The sequence below is a fragment of the Allobosea sp. 117 genome (assembly GCF_000702305.1).
Classification (GTDB): Bacteria; Pseudomonadota; Alphaproteobacteria; order Rhizobiales; family Xanthobacteraceae; genus Ancylobacter.
In genome coordinates this window covers 177,726-195,016 of record NZ_JNLC01000017.1, presented here as the reverse complement: position 1 = coordinate 195,016, position 17,291 = coordinate 177,726, and the positions used below count along the sequence as shown (strand labels likewise).

Sequence of the window (17,291 nt, the reverse complement as noted above, 5' to 3'; positions counted from 1 at the left end):
GGTCACGGTCTTGCCTCATTTGACCTTGAGACAGCCGCCACATCGGAGATGGCGCCCCGGCGTCGGCCGTCGACCTTCCGGCGGCTTGCTCGATAGGAAATCGATATGATCAGACGCTCGTCTCTCGTGCCGCGCATTCTCTCGCCGCGTCTGGCGGCGGTGTGCGCTGCGGCGCTTATTTTCGGCGCGCCGGCCGCCATGGCCCAGACGCCCGCCGCGAACCAGAACCAGCAGAAGCCCGCCGCCAAGCCGGCCGCCAACCAGCAGAAGCCGGCCGCCCCGCAGCAGCAGGGCGCGGCCCCCGCCGGCGCCGGCCAGGGCACCTCGCCGCAGACCGCCCAGCAGATTCCGGCGGTCGCCATTCCGTGGGTGAAGCGCTGCGCCGACGAGCCGCAGATCAAGAAGCAGGTCTGCAACATGGAGCAGACCATCATCACCGACACCGGGCAGTTCCTGGTCCGCTTCGGCCTGTTCGAGGTGAAGGACGACCCGAAGAAGATGTTCACCGTCGCCTTCCCGACGGGGCTTCTGCTGCGCAACGGCTTCCGCGTCGCCCTCGCCAACGAGCAGCCGCTCACCGGCACCTTCGTGATGTGCGACGAGCGCGTCTGCCGCGGCGATATCCAGGTCGACCAGGCCTTCATCGACCGCATGAAGAAGGCTCCGGGCCTGACGCTGCAGGTCGCCAACTCGGTCGGCCGCATCATCTCCTACCCGATCGGCCTCGGCGAGTTCGGCAAGCTCTATGACGGCCCGAACACCGACCAGAAGGCGTTCGAGGAGCAGGTCGCCAAGATCCAGGAGCAGGTCAAGGCCCGCCAGCAGCAGCTCGCCACCGAGCAGCAGCAAATGGAGCAGAAGACCAAGCAGGGTCTCGAGAAGCTCGGCGCCGAGAAGCTGAAGCAGAACCCGGCCCCGGCTCAGTGAGCTGCATCTACGGCCAGAAACGCGAACGCCCGGCGCAAGCCGGGCGTTTTCGTATCGGATGAAGTTTTGCCGATAAGCTATTGCAGGCGATCGGTTCTCACGCGCCATCCGCCGTCACCGTCCGCCGCCAGCATCTCCTCGACCTGCGGATGACGGACCGGCTCGCCGGAATTGTCCGGCTCGAGGTTCTGCTCGGAGACATAGGCGACGTATTCCGTCTCCGCGTTCTCCGCGAGCAGATGGTAGAAGGGCTGGTCCTTGGTCGGCCGCATGCCCTCGGGGATCGACTCCCACCACTCGTCGGTGTTGGAGAACTCCGGGTCGACGTCGAACACCACGCCGCGAAACGGATAGTGGCGGTGGCGCACGATCTGGCCGATCCGGTATTTGGCGTTGCGTTCCTTCATGATCCTACACAGCTCGCCCTTGCGGCCGGCGCGACCGGTTAGGCGTCCGCTGCCCCCTTGTCAACTCAAGCCATAGGCCGCCGCAAGCGCCGGATCGCGCGCCGCCACGATGCGGGCGAGGTCGACGATGACCTTCGCCTGCTTCCATGTCGCGTCGTCCTGCATCTTGCCGTCGATCATCACTGCACCCGTTCCGTCCGGCATCGCCTCCAGGATGCGCGCGGCGAACCGGACCTCGCCGGGGTCCGGACTGAACACGCGCTTGGCGATGTCGACCTGTGTCGGATGCAATGACCATGCCCCGACGCAGCCCTGCAGGAAGGCGTTGCGGAACTGCGCCTCGCAGGCGGCCGGATCGGCGAAATCGCCGAACGGACCGTAGAACGGCTTGATGCCGTTGGCGGCGCAGGCATCGACCATCTTGGCGACCGTGTAGTGCCACAGATCCTGCTGGAAGGCGGTGCGCGGCGCATCCCCGTTGGGATCGGCAAGCACCGCATAGTCCGGGTGCCCGCCGCCGACCCGCGTGGTCTTCATCGCCCGCGAGGCGGCAAGGTCCGCCGGGCCGAGGCTCATGCCGTGCATGCGCGGCGAGGCGGCCGCGATCGCATCGACATTCTTCACGCCCTCCGCGGTCTCCAGAATGGCGTGGATCAGGATCGGCTTGCCGACCGCGTGCTTGGCCTCGAGCTGGGCGAGTAGCTGGTCCACGTAATGGATGTCCCAGGGCCCGTCGACCTTCGGCACCATGACGACGTCGAGCTTGGCGCCGAGTGCGCCGACCAGCTCGACGATGTCGTCGACTGCCCACGGGCTGTTCAGCGCGTTGATGCGGGTCCACAAGCCAGTCGCGCCGAAGTCGTTGGCCCGGCCGAGCGCGATCAGCCCCTCGCGCGCCGCCACCTTGGCGTCGGCGGGGATGGCGTCCTCCAGATTGCCGAGCAGCACGTCGACCGTGCCGATCAGCTCCGGCACCTTGGCGCGGAACTTCTCCAGATGCGGCGGCAGGAAATGGATCATCCGCTCCAGCCGCACCGGCAGCTCGCGATAGGGCTCGGGCGCGCCGATGGCGAGCGGCTTGTAGAAATTGCGCGGCAGCTTCTCAGGCACGTGCAAAACCCCATTCCTGTGCATCGGCGACGGCCGTGCTGCATAGCAGCATAACCTCATATTCGTCGCGCCAGAAGCGCCCGATCCGGAGCATGTTCCGCGAAAGTTGCGGGACTTTCGCGATGCGAACATGCTCCAAGCTATTGAGTGAGAGCACTTTCCGGTCGATCAGCCGATTCCGCCTGATCGGAAAGGGCTCTAAGGTCTGATTGACCACCGCTGGCATGCCGGATACCGAGCGCGGATGGCCGACGTCCTCGCTCTCGCGCTCCCTTTCTTCGGTGTCATCTTCCTCGGTTTCGGATGCGGCCGCTTCGCCCGCATTCCCGAGAGCGGCCTCGACTGGCTGAGCTTCTTCATTATCTATGTGGCGCTGCCGCCGCTGTTCTTCTCGCTGGTGGCGAGGACGCCGTTCCACGAGCTGACCAATGGCAGCTTCATCCTCGCCACCACCGTCTCGACCGCGACCTGCTTCGCCCTGTCCTTCGGCCTCGGTCTCTGGCTCCGGCGCGGCGACGTGCCGGAGGCGACCATCGCCGCCGTCGTCGGCTCCTATTCCAATGTCGGCTATATGGGCCCCGGCCTCACGCTCGGCGCGCTGGGGGCGGGCGCTTCGGTGCCGACCGCGCTGATCTTCGTGTTCGACAGCCTGTTTTTCTTCACTGTCGTGCCGCTGCTGATGGGGCTTTCGGGCCGAGACCGCCACCCGCCGCTGCAGACGGCGCTGCTGGCCTTGCGCCGCGTGCTGACGCATCCGTTCAACGTCGCGACCTTCCTCGGCGTGGCGGCGGCCTATTTCGAGTTCCACCCGCCACAGGCGATCGAGCGCATGCTGGATTTCCTGAAGAACGCGGCGGCGCCCTGCGCGCTGTTCACGCTCGGCGTGTCGGTCGCGCTGCGGCCGATGGAGCGCTTCCAGTGGGAGGTGCCCCCGCTCATCGCCATCAAGCTGCTGCTGCACCCCGCGCTGGTCTTCACGGTGCTGATGCTGATCGGCGGCTTCGATCCCGTCTGGGTGGCGACCGCCGTGCTGATGGCCGGCCTGCCGCCGGCGCTGAACGCCTTCATCATGGCGAAGCAGTACGAGACCTATGTCGAGGCGGCCTCGGGCGGCGTGCTGGTGGGCACGGTGGTGTCGGTCGCCACCGTCACCGCGCTCCTCTATATCGTGCAGCACGACATGCTGCCGCACGCGCTGTTTCCCTGAGGCCTCAGAGCGGCTTGCCGGCGACCAGACGCGGCACGTCGCGGCTCGGGCCGATGCCCTCGCGCATCATGGCGTGGCGCAGCGCCGGCACCCGGCCCATCAGCCACAGCGCGAAGCCGCGCATGCCGTGTACCGGCATCAGCTCGCTCAGCAGCGAACGGTTGGCGAGGTCGACCGCGAAGGTCCGGCTCGCCACGTCGGCCCGCCGCCGGCGCTCATAGGCCTGCGTCACGGCGTCAGAGCCGATGTCCGCGCCGGCCCGCAGCGCGTCGGCGACCAGCTCGGCGAGCGTCGCCGCGTCGCGTATGCCGAGATTGAGGCCCTGCGCGCCGATCGGCGGAATGACATGCGCCGCCTCGCCGACGAGCACGGTCCGCTCGGCCGAGAAATGCTCGGCGGTGCGCGCAGCCAGCGGGAAGCTGCCACGCGGCGAGACGAGCCGCATGCGCCCGAGCAGCGAATGGGTGCGCGTCTCGATGGCGAGGCCAAAGCCCTCGTCGTCGAGCGCCATCAGCGTTTCGGCCTCCGCCGGGCTCGTCACGCAGACGATGCTGCAGCGCCGGCCGGGCAGGGGAACGAGAACGCAGGGACCGGTCTCGGTATGGAACTCGGTCGAGATGTCCTCATGCGCCCGCTCATGTTCGAGCGTCGCCGTGACGGCGACCTGAGGATAGGGACGCGTCGGCGCGGCGATGCCGAGCAGGCGGCGCACCGCGGATTCGCGTCCATCCGCCGCCGCGACCAGGGCAGCGGAAAGGGTGCGGCCGTCGCCCAGCGTCACCACGGATTGCCCGGCTTGCCGCCTCAGGCCAGCCAGCTCGCCTTCGACCCGCGCGATGGCGGGACGCGTCGCGACCGCCCGTTCGAGGACATCGTTCAGTGCTTCGTTCTCGACGTTCCAGGCGAAGGCCTCGATCTCCATCTCCCGCGCGTGGAACGAGACCTCGGGCGCGCGCAGCAGCCGGCGGGTGTCGTCCACCAGCCGCATGACGCGCAGCGGCGAGGCGTTCGGGCGCAGCTCGGCCCAGAGGCCGAGAGCCTCCAGCGCCTTGACCGAACCGTCCATCAGCGCGGTCGCGCGCGGATCGGGGCGGCGCGCCGGCGCGAGGAGATGCACCTGCGCGCCGGCGGCGGCCAGCGCAAGCGCGGTGATGAGGCCCGCCGCGCCGCCGCCCACGACGATGGCCTCGCCCTGCGGGGAACTCCGCGTCTCGCTCGGCATGTCGCTCATCATGACATCTCCGGTGCGTTGGTGGCGCCGCGGGACTGTAAGCCGGGGCGGGAGTGTGGGATAAGCATTCGTGTCGCGGCTTGGCAAGGTGACGGAACGCATCGGAGATAAGACGTGCGGCGTCGCCCATCCATCCGCGCGAGTGCTGACGTCGGAGGAAATGCAGTGCCGGCATCGACCAAGCTGAGGGAGGACGTTCCGCCGGGACGCCAGACGCTGGCGTTCGCCGTCCACCTCTTCACCGCTTCCGGCGCCGTCTGCGGCCTGCTCGCCCTCATCGCGGCAGTGGAGGGCAACTGGGCGCTGATGTTCGCCTGGCTCGGCGCCGCGCTGTTCGTGGACGGCGTCGACGGCAGCATCGCCCGGCGCGTGCGCGTGGTGGAGGTGCTGCCGCGCTGGTCGGGCGAGACGCTCGACCTCGTCGTCGATTACCTCACCTATGTCCTAGTGCCGGCCTTCGCGGTCTCGACCGGGGGGCTGATGCCGTTCTGGATGGCGGTGCCGGCGAGCGCGGCAATCCTGCTCACCAGCGCGCTCTATTTCGCCGACACCCACATGAAGACGGAGGACAAGTACTTCCAGGGCTTCCCGGCCGTGTGGAACCTCGTCGTCTTCTATTTCTTCCTGGTGCCGCTGAACCCCTGGGTGGTCCTCGGCATCATCGCGGCGCTGTCGGGCGCCACCTTCCTGCCGATCAAGTTCGTACATCCCTTCCGTGTCGTGCGGCTGCGGGCCCTCACACTCGGCCTACTCGCCCTCTGGGCAGTGCTCGCCATCGTCGCCGTCGTCGACCGGCTCGCCCCGTCCGTCTGGGTGACCTGGGCGCTGTGCCTGATCGCGCTTTATTTCCTGCTGTTCGGCGTGGTGCGGCCGCGCAAGACCTCCGCCTGATCATCCGGGAACCGGCGCGGCATGCTCGAACTGCTGACCTCCGCCGAGGCCTGGGCTGCCCTTCTCACCCTCACGGTGATGGAGGTGGTGCTCGGCATCGACAATGTCGTGTTCATCTCGGTGCTGGTCTCCCGGCTCGACCGTGAGCGCTCCCGGCACGCGCGGCAGATCGGCCTCTCGCTGGCGCTGCTGTTCCGCATCGGCCTGCTCACCGTCCTGACCTGGCTGATCGGCCTGACCGAGCCGGTCGTCACCATCCTCGACCAGCCCTTCTCCTGGCGCGACATCGTGCTGATCGCCGGCGGCCTGTTCCTCATCGCCAAGGGCACCAGCGAGATTCACGACGCCATCGAGGGCGAGGAGGGGCAGGCTGCAGCCGGCGGGTCGGCGTCCTTCGCGTGGATCGTTGCGCAGGTGATCGTCATCGACATCGTGTTCTCGGTGGATTCGATCATCACCGCCATCGGCATGGCCCGCGATCTCACCATCATGATCGCCGCGGTGATCATCGCCGTCGGCATCATGTATGTCGCCTCGGGCCCGGTGTCGAAGTTCATCATCGACTACCCGACCACCAAGATGCTGGCCCTGTCGTTCCTGCTGCTGATCGGCGTCTCGCTGATCGCCGACGGGTTCGGGCTGCACGTGCCGCGGCCCTATATCTATTTCGCGATGGCCTTCTCGGCCCTCGTCGAGGTCTTCAATGTCGCCGCCCGCCGCCGTGCCAGACACCGGCGCTGAGAGAGGAGCCGCCCCATGGTCGCCGCCGTCCGCATCCATCAAACCGGAGGACCCGAGGTTCTCACCGTCGAGGACGTCACGGTCGGAGCGCCGGGGCCGGGCGAGGTTCGGGTGAAGCACACGGCGATCGGCCTCAACTTCATCGACACCTATTTCCGTTCGGGACTTTACCCCGCGCCGGGCGGGCTGCCCTTCATCCCCGGCAACGAGGCGGCCGGCATCGTCGAGGAGGTCGGCGAAGGCGTCGAGGGCCTCGCGCCCGGCGACCGCGTGGCCTATGGCGCCGTGCCCGGCTCCTATTGCGCCGAGCGGGTCATGCCCGCCGCGCCGCTGGTCAAGCTGCCGGACGCGATCGGCGACCGCACGGCGGCGGCGATGATGCTGAAGGGCATGACGGCGCGCTATCTGCTGCGCCAGACCTATCCGGTGAAACCGGGCGACACCATCCTCGTGCATGCGGCCGCCGGTGGCGTCGGGCTGATCCTGTGCCAGTGGGCCTCGCATATCGGCGCCACCGTCATCGGCACCGTCGGCTCAGAGGAAAAGGCCGAGCTCGCCCGCGCAAATGGCGCGCATCACACCATCCTCTACACCCGTGAGGATTTCGCCAAGCGCGTGAAGGAGATCACCGAAGGAAGGCTGTGCGACGTGGTTTATGACGGCGTCGGGCAGGCGACCTATCCCGCCTCGCTCGACTGCATCCGCCCGCGCGGCCTGTTCGCCAGCTTCGGCAACGCTTCGGGCGCGATCCAGAACTTCAACCTTCTTGCCCTGTCGCAGAAGGGCTCGCTCTACGCTACGCGCCCAACCCTCGCCACCCACATCGCAACACGGGACGCGCTCCTTGAGAGCGCCAACGACCTGTTCGGCGCGGTGAGCTCCGGCATCGTCCGCGTCCCGGTCAACCAGACCTACCCGCTTGCCGAGGCCGCGCAGGCGCATCGCGACCTCGAAGGGCGTCGGACGACAGGCTCCACCGTCCTGATCCCCTGACCAAATCTGCGGCCGCGGAGGCATCTTCCCGCCGCCCAATTGGGCATCGGCGCCGGCGAATAATCGGCTACAGTTGCCTCGCCCGGTTCCGGGCGCGCTCCGTATCCGGATGGTTGAACGCGATGCCCGATGACATCACGCCGCCGGCGCTGCTGGAGGCCATCGGCCTCACCAAGCGCTTCGGCGCGCTGGTGGCAAACGACAATGTGAGCCTCGCCATCCGCGCCGGCGAGACCCACGCGCTGCTCGGCGAGAACGGCGCCGGCAAGTCGACGCTGGTGAAGATGATGTGCGGGCTGCTCCAGCCCGATTCGGGCGAGCTGCGCTTCGACGGCGCGCCCATCGTCTTTCCCGATCCGGCGACCTCCCGCGCGCGCGGCATCGGCGTGGTGTTCCAGCATTTCGCGCTGTTCGACGCCCTGACCGTGGTCGAGAACGTCGCGCTCGGCCTGCCGGGGAACGAGCCGCTCGGCGCGCTGGCGAAGCGCATCGAGGATTGCGTCGGCCGCTACGGTCTCGTCGTCGAGCCGTATCGCCGCGTCGGCGAGCTTTCGGTCGGCGAGCGCCAGCGGGTGGAGATCGTGCGCTGCCTGCTCGGCGACCCGCGCGTGCTCATCCTCGACGAGCCGACCTCGGTGCTCACCCCGGACGAATCCGAGGCGCTGTTCCGCACCGTCGACGTTCTGACCGGCGAGGGCAGGGCGGTGCTGTTCATCAGCCACAAGCTCGACGAGGTGCGACGCCTTTGCCATCGCGCCACCGTGCTGCGCGGCGGCAGGTTCATCGCCGAGGTCGACCCGAAGAAGGAGACCGCCGCCAGCCTCGCCCGGCTGATGGTCGGCGCCGAGGTGCCGCGCACGCCGCGCATCGTCGCGCACGAGATCGGCGCCCCGCGCTTGCTGGTGAAGAACCTCACCGTCCCCGGCGACGGTTCACGCGGCTCGGCGCTGCACGATATCAATCTCGAGATCCGCGCCGGCGAGATCGTCGGCATCGCAGGGGTCGCCGGCAACGGCCAGACCGCGCTGTTCAATGCGCTTTCGGGCGAGCGCCTGGCCCGGGACCCGGAGAGCATCGTCATCGACACAGTGCCCGCCGGCGCGCTCGGGCCGACCGCGCGCCGCGCGCTCAAGGCCGGCTTCGTGCCGGAGGAACGGCTCGGCCATGCCGCCGCCCCCGACATGCGGCTCTCCGACAACGTGCTGCTGACCACCCATGGCGATGGCGCGATCGTCCGGCACGGCGTCATCCGCCGCTCGGTGCTGCAATCGACCTTCGCCGAGATCGTCAAGCGCTTCGACGTGCGCTTCGGCGGTCGGGACCCGAAGGCGCGGCGGCTGTCCGGCGGCAATCTGCAGAAATTCGTCATCGGCCGCGAGGTGCTGCGCGAGCCGGTGCTTATCATCGTCGACCAGCCGACCTGGGGCGTTGACGCCGCCGCCGCCGCCTTCATCCGCACCACGCTGCGCGCGAAGGCGGCCGAAGGCTGCGCCGTCCTCGTCATCAGCCAGGACCTTGATGAGCTGATCGAATTCACCGACCGCATCGCGGTGATGTGCGAGGGCCATCTGACCGAACCGGTGCCGGTCGCCGAGACCTCCCGCGAGGCGATCGGCCTCGCCATGGGCGGAGCGCATTCCGCCCCGTCGCACGCCGAGGAACATGCTCATGCCGTTTAGGCTCGAACGGCAGGAAACGGTCTCGGGCCTCGCCCTCCTCGCCGCGCCGCTGCTGGCGCTCATCTTCACGCTGATCGTCGGGGCGGTGATGTTCGTCGCGCTCGGGCAAGACCCGATCCGCGCCTTCAGCGTCTATTTCATCGAGCCGCTGAGCGACCCCTGGACGCTGCAGGAACTGGTCGTCAAGGCCGGTCCGCTGCTGCTGATCGGCATCGGGCTGTCCTTTTGCTACCGCGCCAACCGCTGGAACATCGGCGCCGAGGGGCAGTATGTGGCCGGCGCCGTGCTCGGCTCGTGGCTGGCGCTGGCGACCCACGGCACCGAGGCCGGGCCCTGGGTGCTGCCCGCCATGCTGGTGCTCGGTGCGCTCGGCGGCGCGCTGTGGGGGCTGATCCCCGCCGTGCTGCGGGTGAAGTTCGGCGCCAGCGAAATCCTGACCAGCCTGATGCTGGTCTATGTCGCCCAGCTCGGCCTCGATTATCTGGTGCGCGGCCCGTGGCGCGATCCGCAGGGCTTCAACTTCCCGCAGAGCGTGACCTTCGATCCCGTCGCCACCATGCCGCTGCTGTTCGAGGAGGGACGCCTGCACGCCGGCGTGCTCGTCGGCCTCGTCGCGGTCGCGCTCGCCGCCTTCGTGCTGGGCCGGACGCTGGTCGGCTTCTCAATCGAGCTCGGCGGCTCGGCGCCGCGCGCCGCCGCCTTCGCCGGCTTCGACGAGCGGCGCGTGACCTATGGCGTCTTCGCGCTCTCCGGCGCGCTGGCAGGGCTCGCCGGCATCATCGAGGTGGCCGGGCCGATCGGCAATCTGCAGCCGTCCATCTCGCCCGGCTACGGCTTCACCGCCATCATCGCCGCCATGCTCGGGCGCCTGCATCCGGTCGGCGTGCTGATCGCGAGCCTCGTGCTGGCGCTCACCTATATCGGCGGCGAGGCGGCGCAGATCACGCTGCGCATGCCCTTCGACGTGACCCGCGTCTTCCAGGGCACGCTGCTCATCTCCATCCTCGCGGCCGACGTTCTGGTCCGCTACCGCATCCGGCGCCTGAAGGGGGCGGCACATGCCTGACGTGACGATCCTCGCCGCCGTCCTCGCCAGCATCGTCGCGGCGGCGACACCGCTGCTGCTCGCCGCGCTGGGCGAGCTGGTGGCCGAGCGCGCCGGCACGCTCAATCTCGGCGTCGAGGGCATGATGATCGTCGGCGCGGCAGTCGGCTACGCCACCGCCTATGGTTCGGGCAGCCTCATCCTCGGCACGCTCGCGGCGGTGATCGCCGGGACGCTGCTGTCGCTGGTCTTCGCCGGCCTCGCCATCTGGCTTGCCGCCAATCAGGTGGCCTCGGGCCTTGCGACGACCATCCTCGGCCTCGGCCTCGCCGGCCTCGTCGGTGCCAATTATGTGGGCACTCGGCTCGACGCCGCGCCCGAGCTCCACATCCCCGGCCTCTCCGACCTGCCGCTGGTCGGCCCCGTGGTGTTCGGGCAGGATGCCTTCGTCTATGCCTCGCTGATCCTGCTCGCCTTCGTCGCGTGGGGGCTTTCCCGCACTCGCGCCGGCCTCGTGCTGCGCGCGGTCGGCGAAAGCCACGGCGCCGCTCACGCGCTTGGCCATCCGGTACGCCGCATCCGCACCCTAGCGGTGATGTTCGGCGGCGCCTGCGCCGGGCTGGCGGGCGCGCATCTGTCGCTTGCCTACACGCCGTTCTGGGCCAGCGACATGACCGCCGGGCGCGGCTGGATCGCTCTGGCCCTCGTCGTCTTCTCAGCCTGGAAGCCGCTCTGGCTGCTCGCCGGCGCCTATCTCTTCGGCGCGGTCTCGATCTTGCAGCTCCACGTGCAGGGCTTCGGCCTCGGCATACCCGCGCAGCTCCTGTCGGCGCTGCCCTATCTCGCGACCATCGCGGCGCTCGTCGTCATCTCGGCGCTGAAGCGCGGGCAGGGGGCACCGGCGTCGCTGGGCGTGCCCTTCGTGCCCGACCGCTGATACGGTCGCGCGCACGGTCGTCGGAAGGCCGGGGCGAGCGCGGCCGCGCCTCCGGCGTATAGAGTTCGGCCGCAGGGTGGAAGGGAACGGAGACGTTCATGCGCAAGATTCTCTCCAAGATTCTCTCGGCGTCGGCGGCGCTCGCCGCAGGCCTCGTCATCGCCGGCGCCGCGACCGGCGGGGCGGGTGCCGCCGAGAAGCTGAAGGTCGGCTTCATCTATATCGGCCCGGTCGGCGACTTCGGCTGGACCTATCAGCACGACCAGGGCCGCAAGGCGGTGGAGGCGGCGCTCGGCGACAAGGTGGAGACCACCTATGTCGAGAGCGTGCCGGAAGGACCCGACGCCGAGCGCGTCATCGAGCAGCTCGCCCGTGCCGGCAACAAGCTGATCTTCACCACCTCCTTCGGCTACATGGAGCCGACACTGAAGGTGGCCAAGCGCTACCCGAAGGTGATGTTCGAGCACGCCACCGGCTACAAGCGCGCGGCCAACGTTTCGACCTACAATTCGAAGTTCCACGAGGGCCGCTACATCCTCGGCCAGATCGCCGCCAAGACCTCGAAGACCGGCACCATCGGCTACATCGCCTCCTTCCCGATTCCCGAGGTGATCTCCGGCATAAATTCGCTGATGCTCGGCGCGCAGTCGGTGAACCCGGATATCAAGGTGAAGATCGTCTGGGTGAACTCCTGGTTCGACCCCGCCAAGGAGGCCGACGCCGCCAAGGCGCTGATCGACCAGGGCGCCGACATCATCTCTCAGCACACCGACAGCCCGGCCGCGATGCAGGCCGCCGAGGCGCGTGGCGTGAAGGCCTTCGGTCAGGCTTCCGACATGAAGAACTTCGGCCCCAACGCGCAGCTCACCTCCATCGTCGACAACTGGGCGCCCTATTACGTCGAGCGCGTGAAGGCGGCGCTCGACGGCACCTGGAAATCGACCGACACTTGGAGCGGCATGAAGGACGGCGAGGTCGTCATGGCGCCCTACACCAACATGCCGGACGACGTGAAGAAGATGGCCGAGGAGACCGAGGCGAAGATCAAGTCCGGCGCGCTCAACCCCTTCAAGGGGCCGATCTACAAGCAGGACGGCACCCTCGTGGTGAAGGAGGGCGAGGTGCTGCCCGACAAGGACATCCTCTCGATGAACTGGTACGTGAAGGGCATCACCGACAAGGTCCCCGGCCAGTAGGTCAGCCGGCAGGCGCATTGCCAAAGGCCGCTCCATATGCGATGCGGCGGGCCCTTGCAGGGGGCTTCGCCGCATCGGCGCGGCGCACGGGATCGGAGCGGGCAGTCACATCATGAGCACGGCGCTGGACATCGAGGCGCTCGGCGCGCGCGCGGCGTCGATGATCGACGCGCTCGGCTCGATATCGGCCTCGCCCGAGCATCTGACTCGCCTGTTCCTCACCCCCGAGCACCGCCGCGCCGCCGACCTCATGGCGGGATGGATGCACGATGCCGGGATGGCAGTCACTGAGGACGCCCTCGGCACCGTGCGCGGCCACTGGCATCCCGCCGGCGAGGCGGCGCCCCGGCTGCTGATCGGCTCGCACATCGACACCGTCGAGAATGCCGGCCGGTATGACGGCTGCATGGGCGTAGTGGTGGCGATCCTCGCGCTCGAGGCCGCCATCAGATCCGGCCTGCGCCCCGCCTATGGCATCGACGTCCTGGCCTTCGGCGACGAGGAGGGCTCGCGCTTTCCGACCACGCTGTCCTCCTCCAGCGCCGTCGCCGGCGTGTTCCAGCCCTCCATGCTGGCGGCCGAGGACGCGCAGGGCATCAGCTTCGAGCAGGCGCTGCGCGCCTATGGCAAGGACCCGGCCGAGATTCCCGCCGCCGCCTACGACCCGAACGGAGTGATCGCCTATCTCGAGGCGCATATCGAGCAGGGGCCGGTACTGGAGGTCGAGGACGAGCCGCTCGGCGTCGTCTCCGCCATCGCCGGCGCCTCCCGGCTGTCGGTCACCGTCACGGGCGAGGCCGGCCACGCCGGCACCGTGCCGATGCGCCTGCGCCACGACGCGCTGCTCGGCGCCGCCGAGATGGCGCTCGCCGTCGAGCGTATCGCCAAGGCCGACCGCCACGGCATGGTGGCCACCGTGGGACGCGTGCATGTCGATCCCGGCGCGGTGAACGTCATCCCCTCGCGCGTCGTCTTCACCATCGACCTGCGCTCGCCCTCCGACCTCTCGCGGCGCGACGCACTGACCCGCTTCGAGCGCGAGGCCCACAAGATCGCCGATCACCGCGGCCTCGGCGTGGTGATCTCCGCCTTCCACGAGGTCGCGACCGTGCCGTGCTATCGCGACCTGCAGATGCGCCTCGGCAATGCGGTGGCGAGCCTCGGGCACCGCGCCGTCACGCTGCCGTCCGGCGCCGGCCACGACGGACAGGCCATGTCGCATCTGTGCCCGATCGGCATGCTGTTCGTCCGCTGCCGCGGCGGCGTCAGCCACAATCCGGCGGAATATGCCTCGCCCTCCGACATGGGACTTGCGGTCGGCGCGCTGGTACGGTTCATCGAGCGCTTCGAGCTGCCGCAACGCGGCGGCGATGCGCGTGGAGCACAGACGTGAGCAGTTCCGGACAGGACGGCGATTCCAGTCGCCTCGCCGCCGAGGTCGAGTTCCTGAAGGCCCTGGTGCGGGTGCCGAGCGACAATCCGCCCGGCGATTGCGCGCCGCACGCGGAAGTCGCCGCCCGGCTGCTGGAGGAGCTCGGTTTCGTCGTCGAGCGGCACGTCGTGCCGGAGCCCTTCGTGAAGACGGCCGGCATGCGCTCGGTGGTCAATCTCGTGGTGCGCCAGCGTTTCGGCGAAGGCCGGGGTCCGGTCATCGCGCTCAACGCCCATGGCGACGTGGTGCCGCCCGGCGCTGGCTGGACCTTCGACCCCTATGGGGCCGAAGAGAAGGGTGGCGCCATCTACGGGCGCGGCGCGGCGGTATCGAAGTCCGACTTCGCCACCTACACTTTCGCGCTGCTCGCCCTGAAGGAGCGGCCGGAAGGGCTCGACGGCACGGTGGAACTGCACTTCACCTATGACGAGGAAGCCGGCGGCTTCGTCGGCCCCAAATGGCTGCTGGAGCACGACATCAGCAAGCCCGACTACGCCATCTCGGCCGGCTTCTCCTACTCGGTCGTGATCGCCCACAACGGCGCGCTGCACCTCGAGATCGTCGTCGTCGGCAAGCAGGCGCACGCCGCGCTGCCGGAGACCGGGATCGACGCGCTGGAGGCGGCAACCCGCATCCTCGCCGCCATCTATGCCGAGCGGCAGCGACTCTACGGCATCGTCAGCGCGACGCCGGGCATCGGCTCGCCGAAGATCACGGTCGGCCTCATCTCGGGCGGCATCAACACCAATGTGGTGCCGGACCGCATCGTCATGCGCGTCGACCGCCGGCTGACCCCGGAGGAGGACGGCATTGAGGTCGAGGCCGGGCTGACGGCGCTGGTCGAGCGGGCGGTGGCCGACTTCCCCGGCATCGAGCTCGAATGCCGGCGCATCATCCTCGCCGAGCCGTTGCGCACGCTGCCCGGCACCGAGAAGCTCGTCGAGACCATCCAGAAGCACGCCGGCGAGGTGCTCGGCCTCACGCCGCCGGCGACCGCCGTGCCGCTCTATACCGATGCCCGGCACTATACGGCGCATGGCGTGCCCACCGTTCTCTATGGCGCCGGCCCGCGCAGCATTCTCGAGGCCAACGCCCATGCCGCCGACGAGCATGTGCGCATCAGCGACCTCAAGGCCGCGACCAGGGTGATCGAAGGCACGCTGCGCGACCTGCTGAAGGCGGAATGAGAGCCGGACGGGCCTAGCAATGGGATGGACCCGGCTGATCGTCGGCGAGTATTTCTGGATCTTCGTCACCCTCATCGGCCTGCTGCCCCTCGCGACGGGCTGGCTGTGCTATTGGGTGGCGATGCGGCCGAAGGCCGTCGAGGGCTTCCACCCGAGGGACCTGCAGACCTCGTATCTCGGAGCCCTGACGCTGCCCTTCGCGCTGTTCCTCGCCTTCATGGTGAGCGACATCTGGAACCGCGAGACGCGCTACGCCCAGACCGTGCTGTCGGAGGTGCAGAAGCTCGACGCGATGATCGACACCGCGCGGGTGTGCGGGCCGGCCTGCGCGCAGGTGGAGAGCGCGGTCGGCATCTATGCCCGCGCGCTGTCGCAATATGAGTGGGACGAGGGCTGGGTCGCGCCGCACGAGGCGGTCACCCGCGCCTTCGACGGGCTGATCGCGGCCATCTCGTCGGCCGAAGCCGAGACCACGGTGGCGACCCACCTGCGCAGCGCGCTGCTCGCCGGCCAGATCGAGCTGCGCCGCCTGCGCACGGACCGCTATTTCATCCTGCATGCCGACCTCGCGCCGCACCGCTGGATCGTGGTGCTGCTGCTCGGCTTCCTGTCGCAGGTAGGCCTCGCCGCGCTGCATGTGGGACGGCGCCCGCAGCTCGTGCTCGGCATGGTGACCTTCTCGGTCGCCTTTGCGGTGACGCTCGCCTACACCATCGCGCTCGCCTGGCCGACGGTGGACGAGAGCATCATCCCCTCGGACGAGCTGGCGCGCATATTGAAGTAGGCGGCCGGGGCGAGCCCTCGTTTCCCGGACAAGCTGCGCGGAGCGCAGCGCCGATCCGGGATCCAGAAGAGAGATATTCGGCCGTCAATCCGCCTCAGAAGCCGACCGCCGTGCCGTGCAGGTCATAGGCATCGGCGCGCTCGATCTTCACGGTCGCGATCTCGCCGACGCGCAGCGGACGACGGGAGGCGACATGCACCACCCCGTCGATCTCCGGCGCATCCGCCTTGGAGCGGCCGATCGCCACCGTCGGCCCGACGGAATCGATGATCACCTGCTGGCGGGTGCCGACCTTGCGCTTGAGCCGGCGGGCAGAGATGCGCTGCTGGGTCTGCATGAAGCGGTCCCAGCGTTCCTGCTTCACTTCGTCCGGCACAGCCGCGCCGAGGTCGTTGGCCGGCGCACCGGTGACCGGCTCATATTTGAAGCAGCCGACACGATCGAGCTCCGCCTCGTCGAGGAACGCGATCAGCTCCTCGAACTCCGCTTCCGTCTCGCCGGGAAAGCCGACGATGAAGGTCGAGCGCAGGGTGAGGTCGGGGCAGGCCTCGCGCCACGCCTTGATGCGCGCCAGCGTCTTCTCCTGCGCCGCCGGGCGCTTCATGCGCTTCAGCACCGACGGGGAGGCGTGCTGGAACGGGATGTCGAGATAGGGCAGCACGACGCCGTCGGCCATCAGGCCGATCACTTCGTCGACATGCGGATAAGGGTAGACATAGTGCAGCCGCACCCAGGCGCCGAGCGAGCCGAGCTCGCGCGACAGATCAAGGAAGCGGGCACGGACCGTCCGATCCTTCCACTGGCTCTCGGCATATTTCACGTCGACGCCATAGGCCGAGGTGTCCTGCGAGATGACCAGCAGCTCCTTCACCCCGGCCGCGACCAGCCGCTCGGCCTCGCGCAGCACGTCGGCGGCGGGACGGCTGACGAGATCGCCGCGCAGCTTCGGGATGATGCAGAAGGTGCACCGGTTATTGCAACCCTCTGAAATCTTTAAGTAAGCGTAGTGACGCGGCGTCAGCTTCACGCCCTGCGGCGGCACCAGGTCGAGGAACGGATCGTGGCGCGGCGGCACGGCGCTGTGCACCGCCTCCAGCACGCTCTCATATTGCTGCGGGCCGGTGATGGCGAGCACGCCCGGATGCACGTCGCGGATCTGCTCGGGCTCGGCGCCCATGCAGCCGGTAACGATGACCTTGCCGTTCTCCTTCAGCGCGTCGCCGATGGCGGCGAGGCTCTCCGCCTTGGCGCTGTCGAGGAAGCCGCAGGTGTTGACGATGACCAGATCGGCGCCCTCGTGCTGGCGCGAGAGCTCATAGCCCTCCGCGCGCAGCCGCGTGACGATGCGCTCGCTGTCGACCAGCGCCTTCGGGCAGCCGAGCGAAACGAAGGACACGCGCGGCGCGATGCCGGCATCCGGGGTCAAAAGATCGGTCGGCACGGCGTTGGCCATGATGGGTGCGGCTCGGATCGGGAAAGCGGGAGCGGTTAAGCCACCTTCGCTGCCGCGTCAAGCACCCGCCG

General features: G+C 68.8%; 16 protein-coding genes. 12 read left to right on the top strand and 4 right to left on the bottom strand.

Annotated features, from left to right (window positions below; genetic code table 11):
* Nucleotides 1–105: 105 nt before the first annotated feature.
* Complete coding sequence (locus U742_RS0119325; RefSeq protein WP_029356042.1) at nucleotides 106–927, top strand: invasion associated locus B family protein; 822 nt, start codon at nucleotides 106–108, stop codon at nucleotides 925–927.
* Nucleotides 928–1,004: 77 nt separating this feature from the next.
* Here the strand turns inward: U742_RS0119325 and hspQ are convergent, their stop codons facing one another.
* Together hspQ and U742_RS0119315 are read right to left on the bottom strand one after the other, a co-directional pair.
* Nucleotides 1,005–1,334 (bottom strand): heat shock protein HspQ, encoded by a 330-nt coding sequence (gene hspQ, locus U742_RS0119320; RefSeq protein WP_029356040.1) that lies wholly within the window; start codon nucleotides 1,332–1,334, stop codon nucleotides 1,005–1,007.
* 60 nt (nucleotides 1,335–1,394) lie between these two features.
* On the bottom strand, nucleotides 1,395–2,444 hold the full coding sequence (locus U742_RS0119315) for an HpcH/HpaI aldolase/citrate lyase family protein (protein WP_248310424.1): 1,050 nt from the start codon (nucleotides 2,442–2,444) through the stop codon (nucleotides 1,395–1,397).
* Between the two features lie 244 nt (nucleotides 2,445–2,688).
* Here U742_RS0119315 and U742_RS0119310 point away from each other — a divergent pair, with 244 nt between their 5' ends.
* The gene (locus U742_RS0119310; RefSeq protein ID WP_029356036.1) at nucleotides 2,689–3,651 is read left to right on the top strand and encodes an AEC family transporter; all 963 of its coding nucleotides are present in this window, start codon (nucleotides 2,689–2,691) and stop codon (nucleotides 3,649–3,651) included.
* A gap of 4 nt (nucleotides 3,652–3,655) precedes the next feature.
* Here U742_RS0119310 and U742_RS0119305 read toward each other — a convergent pair whose 3' ends face one another.
* Nucleotides 3,656–4,882, bottom strand: a complete 1,227-nt coding sequence (locus tag U742_RS0119305) for a UbiH/UbiF family hydroxylase (RefSeq protein WP_248310423.1) — start codon at nucleotides 4,880–4,882, stop codon at nucleotides 3,656–3,658.
* A 165-nt stretch (nucleotides 4,883–5,047) separates the two neighbouring features.
* Here U742_RS0119305 and U742_RS0119300 point away from each other — a divergent pair, with 165 nt between their 5' ends.
* From U742_RS0119300 to U742_RS0119255, 10 genes are all read left to right on the top strand, one after another.
* Nucleotides 5,048–5,773: a CDP-alcohol phosphatidyltransferase family protein gene (locus U742_RS0119300; RefSeq protein ID WP_038362187.1), complete on the top strand. Its 726-nt coding sequence runs from the start codon at nucleotides 5,048–5,050 to the stop codon at nucleotides 5,771–5,773.
* A gap of 21 nt (nucleotides 5,774–5,794) precedes the next feature.
* A complete protein-coding gene (locus U742_RS0119295) occupies nucleotides 5,795–6,514 on the top strand; it encodes a TerC family protein (protein ID WP_029356030.1) in 720 nt (239 codons plus the stop codon).
* Between the two features lie 15 nt (nucleotides 6,515–6,529).
* A complete protein-coding gene (locus tag U742_RS0119290) occupies nucleotides 6,530–7,507 on the top strand; it encodes a quinone oxidoreductase family protein (protein ID WP_029356028.1) in 978 nt (325 codons plus the stop codon).
* 122 nt (nucleotides 7,508–7,629) lie between these two features.
* Entirely contained in the window at nucleotides 7,630–9,186 is a 1,557-nt protein-coding gene (locus tag U742_RS0119285; protein ID WP_029356026.1) for an ABC transporter ATP-binding protein, read from the top strand.
* Nucleotides 9,176–10,252 carry an ABC transporter permease gene (locus tag U742_RS0119280; RefSeq protein WP_029356025.1) on the top strand — a complete coding sequence of 359 codons (1,077 nt, stop codon included), beginning with the start codon at nucleotides 9,176–9,178 and terminating at the stop codon, nucleotides 10,250–10,252. Before U742_RS0119285 ends, U742_RS0119280 begins: the two co-directional genes overlap by 11 nt.
* The gene (locus U742_RS0119275; RefSeq protein ID WP_029356022.1) at nucleotides 10,245–11,168 is read left to right on the top strand and encodes an ABC transporter permease; all 924 of its coding nucleotides are present in this window, start codon (nucleotides 10,245–10,247) and stop codon (nucleotides 11,166–11,168) included. Before U742_RS0119280 ends, U742_RS0119275 begins: the two co-directional genes overlap by 8 nt.
* 98 nt (nucleotides 11,169–11,266) lie before the next feature.
* Nucleotides 11,267–12,364, top strand: coding sequence for a BMP family ABC transporter substrate-binding protein (locus U742_RS0119270; protein WP_029356020.1), 1,098 nt, complete (start codon nucleotides 11,267–11,269; stop codon nucleotides 12,362–12,364).
* A 112-nt stretch (nucleotides 12,365–12,476) separates the two neighbouring features.
* A complete protein-coding gene (locus U742_RS0119265) occupies nucleotides 12,477–13,757 on the top strand; it encodes an allantoate amidohydrolase (protein ID WP_029356018.1) in 1,281 nt (426 codons plus the stop codon).
* Nucleotides 13,754–14,983 carry a M20/M25/M40 family metallo-hydrolase gene (locus U742_RS0119260; protein WP_029356016.1) on the top strand — a complete coding sequence of 410 codons (1,230 nt, stop codon included), beginning with the start codon at nucleotides 13,754–13,756 and terminating at the stop codon, nucleotides 14,981–14,983. Before U742_RS0119265 ends, U742_RS0119260 begins: the two co-directional genes overlap by 4 nt.
* 19 nt (nucleotides 14,984–15,002) lie before the next feature.
* Nucleotides 15,003–15,767 carry a bestrophin-like domain gene (locus tag U742_RS0119255; RefSeq protein ID WP_029356014.1) on the top strand — a complete coding sequence of 255 codons (765 nt, stop codon included), beginning with the start codon at nucleotides 15,003–15,005 and terminating at the stop codon, nucleotides 15,765–15,767.
* Between the two features lie 94 nt (nucleotides 15,768–15,861).
* Here the strand turns inward: U742_RS0119255 and rimO are convergent, their stop codons facing one another.
* The gene (gene rimO / locus U742_RS0119250) at nucleotides 15,862–17,220 is read right to left on the bottom strand and encodes a 30S ribosomal protein S12 methylthiotransferase RimO (RefSeq protein ID WP_051661341.1); all 1,359 of its coding nucleotides are present in this window, start codon (nucleotides 17,218–17,220) and stop codon (nucleotides 15,862–15,864) included.
* Nucleotides 17,221–17,291 lie beyond the last annotated feature (71 nt).

Bases quoted from the DNA above. Each gene is read 5' to 3' on its own strand.
- U742_RS0119325 (WP_029356042.1), top strand. From the start codon at position 106: ATGATCAGACGCTCGTCTCTCGTGCCGCGCATTCTCTCGCCGCGTCTG.
- hspQ (WP_029356040.1), bottom strand. From the start codon at position 1,334: ATGAAGGAACGCAACGCCAAATACCGGATCGGCCAGATCGTGCGCCAC.
- U742_RS0119310 (WP_029356036.1), top strand. From the start codon at position 2,689: ATGGCCGACGTCCTCGCTCTCGCGCTCCCTTTCTTCGGTGTCATCTTC.
- U742_RS0119305 (WP_248310423.1), bottom strand. From the start codon at position 4,882: ATGAGCGACATGCCGAGCGAGACGCGGAGTTCCCCGCAGGGCGAGGCC.
- U742_RS0119295 (WP_029356030.1), top strand. From the start codon at position 5,795: ATGCTCGAACTGCTGACCTCCGCCGAGGCCTGGGCTGCCCTTCTCACC.
- U742_RS0119290 (WP_029356028.1), top strand. From the start codon at position 6,530: ATGGTCGCCGCCGTCCGCATCCATCAAACCGGAGGACCCGAGGTTCTC.
- U742_RS0119285 (WP_029356026.1), top strand. From the start codon at position 7,630: ATGCCCGATGACATCACGCCGCCGGCGCTGCTGGAGGCCATCGGCCTC.
- U742_RS0119280 (WP_029356025.1), top strand. From the start codon at position 9,176: ATGCCGTTTAGGCTCGAACGGCAGGAAACGGTCTCGGGCCTCGCCCTC.
- U742_RS0119275 (WP_029356022.1), top strand. From the start codon at position 10,245: ATGCCTGACGTGACGATCCTCGCCGCCGTCCTCGCCAGCATCGTCGCG.
- U742_RS0119270 (WP_029356020.1), top strand. From the start codon at position 11,267: ATGCGCAAGATTCTCTCCAAGATTCTCTCGGCGTCGGCGGCGCTCGCC.
- U742_RS0119265 (WP_029356018.1), top strand. From the start codon at position 12,477: ATGAGCACGGCGCTGGACATCGAGGCGCTCGGCGCGCGCGCGGCGTCG.
- U742_RS0119255 (WP_029356014.1), top strand. From the start codon at position 15,003: ATGGGATGGACCCGGCTGATCGTCGGCGAGTATTTCTGGATCTTCGTC.
- rimO (WP_051661341.1), bottom strand. From the start codon at position 17,220: ATGGCCAACGCCGTGCCGACCGATCTTTTGACCCCGGATGCCGGCATC.